The following is a 1,683-nucleotide window of genomic DNA, read 5'->3' on the forward strand; positions in this document are numbered from 1 at the left end:
TATCTCCAAACTGATGTCCATGATTATCATTAACTTTTTTAAAAAAGTCTATATCGATCATTATTACGGAAAGATTTCTATTGTATCTGCTTGCCTTTTTTATTTCAATCTCAAGCAGATCTAAAATATGTCTTCTATTAAATAAATCTGTTAGTTCATCTGTGATAGTCATCTTTTCTAATTCTCTAGTTCTTTGCTTGACTTTCTGTTCAAGTTCTAGATTTAACTTATCCAATTTCTCTTTCTCTTTATTTTTTAAATAATATATAATTATTAGAATTAAAATTATAAAAATCAAAAATGCTAGTCCCCACAGTAGATATCTATTATTTTTTAAAAAAGAATCAGGTTGATTAACTATTCTGCTTCCTGCAGGCAGATCATTTTCTGTTATATTATATTTTTTAATTCTAGATAATCGAAATAAAAATTACTACCTTTGTCAAATACTATTTTTCACGGAAATCTTGTTGACCGTTAATAATTTTTTTTGCCATTAATGCAGCTTCTTTACCCTGAGCTTGAGCAGAAATCAACTTACCTCCTAATATCCCTTTGCCCAGATAAAAATCCCAGGCACCATAAATAGGATTTTTACTCACTGATTTAATTATATCTATACCCTGATTATACGAAATAAAATTACCAGCTCTATCTCTATTAAAAACTAATAAATAAATAACATCATTTTGATCTAAACTAATTAATCTATTTTGTAGGTCATTAAGTGTAAAAGTATCCCAGATTTCATACTCTATTTTATTTTTATAATCTTTTAAAACAACTTTCAGTTCTTCCTGAATGTTTTTACCGGTCAGAGTTTGATCATTAATAATAATCAACTCATTCAAATTAGGATGCAGTTTTAAAATTAAATCAATAATTTTTCTGTGGTCGGCATTTTCAACGATTCCGCAGATATCTTCTTTATTTACTAAAAAATTACTATTAAAATTATTGACACCACAAAATACTATCGGTGTTTTAGGATATAATTCTTCACCATATTCTAGAATAAAATTAAAAGCTGCATTATCTGAAACAATTATTACATCAAAATTAATAATTTTAGCTTTTTCCCTGTAGAGAGAGATTAATTTATCATAGTATTTTTCACTATAATTTCTTTTTTGCATCTAGATATTCATAAAATATTTTAACTTTATCATTATAAGGAAAAACCGATCTTATCCCTTCCGAAATTTGATCTGTCCATTCTAAACCCTGATGATAAGAATGCAGTACAAGAATTTTTTTCTGTGCAAAAACATCTGAGCTTAAGATCATAAAATAAAAAAACTTAATATTAAAATTATAATCAATGGTTTAATTCTAATCACCCCCATTTTTGCGGGCTTCAGTAACTTTTAATCTAAAATGATAATCTCAAATATTTTAAAAAACTTACTTTTTCAGCTGCTAAACTCTGCTTAAATATCCTAAAGGAATGTCTAGAGAAAATAAGAAGGCAATGAAGGAAGAACTTCAGAAAATAGCTTTTAATAGATTATCCTATGATGATAAATTAAGTTATTGCAGAAGGCCGGAAGAAGTAGAATTGAATGATAAAAGTGAATGGGAAATTATTAATGAACATTTAAAAACAATCTCCTACTTTGGGGATATGACCAAATCTTTTTTTTCCTAATTCTTGTATTAATTCCTGCAAATTAGTAGCATTTG

At 26.7% G+C, this 1,683-nt stretch carries 4 protein-coding genes; 1 reads left to right on the plus strand and 3 read right to left on the minus strand.

Annotated elements, in window-relative coordinates; genetic code table 11:
- The 3 genes from HSACCH_RS13725 to HSACCH_RS13915 all read right to left on the minus strand — a co-directional run.
- Nucleotides 1-235 (minus strand): GGDEF domain-containing protein (locus tag HSACCH_RS13725; RefSeq protein ID WP_152415985.1); only part of this gene is annotated, 235 nt, incomplete at its 3' end.
- Between the two features lie 214 nt (nt 236-449).
- Nucleotides 450-1,136 carry an ABC transporter substrate-binding protein gene (locus HSACCH_RS04500; protein WP_005488179.1) on the minus strand — a complete coding sequence of 229 codons (687 nt, stop codon included), beginning with the start codon at nt 1,134-1,136 and terminating at the stop codon, nt 450-452.
- The gene (locus tag HSACCH_RS13915) at nt 1,117-1,287 is read right to left on the minus strand and encodes a hypothetical protein (RefSeq protein ID WP_005488180.1); all 171 of its coding nucleotides are present in this window, start codon (nt 1,285-1,287) and stop codon (nt 1,117-1,119) included. Before HSACCH_RS13915 ends, HSACCH_RS04500 begins: the two co-directional genes overlap by 20 nt.
- A 160-nt stretch (nt 1,288-1,447) precedes the next feature.
- Here HSACCH_RS13915 and HSACCH_RS13730 point away from each other — a divergent pair, with 160 nt between their 5' ends.
- Nucleotides 1,448-1,648, plus strand: coding sequence for a hypothetical protein (locus tag HSACCH_RS13730; protein ID WP_005488181.1), 201 nt, complete (start codon nt 1,448-1,450; stop codon nt 1,646-1,648).
- Nucleotides 1,649-1,683: the final 35 nt, after the last annotated feature.

The sequence above is a fragment of the Halanaerobium saccharolyticum subsp. saccharolyticum DSM 6643 genome, assembly GCF_000350165.1.
Taxonomy (GTDB): domain Bacteria; phylum Bacillota; class Halanaerobiia; order Halanaerobiales; family Halanaerobiaceae; genus Halanaerobium; species Halanaerobium saccharolyticum.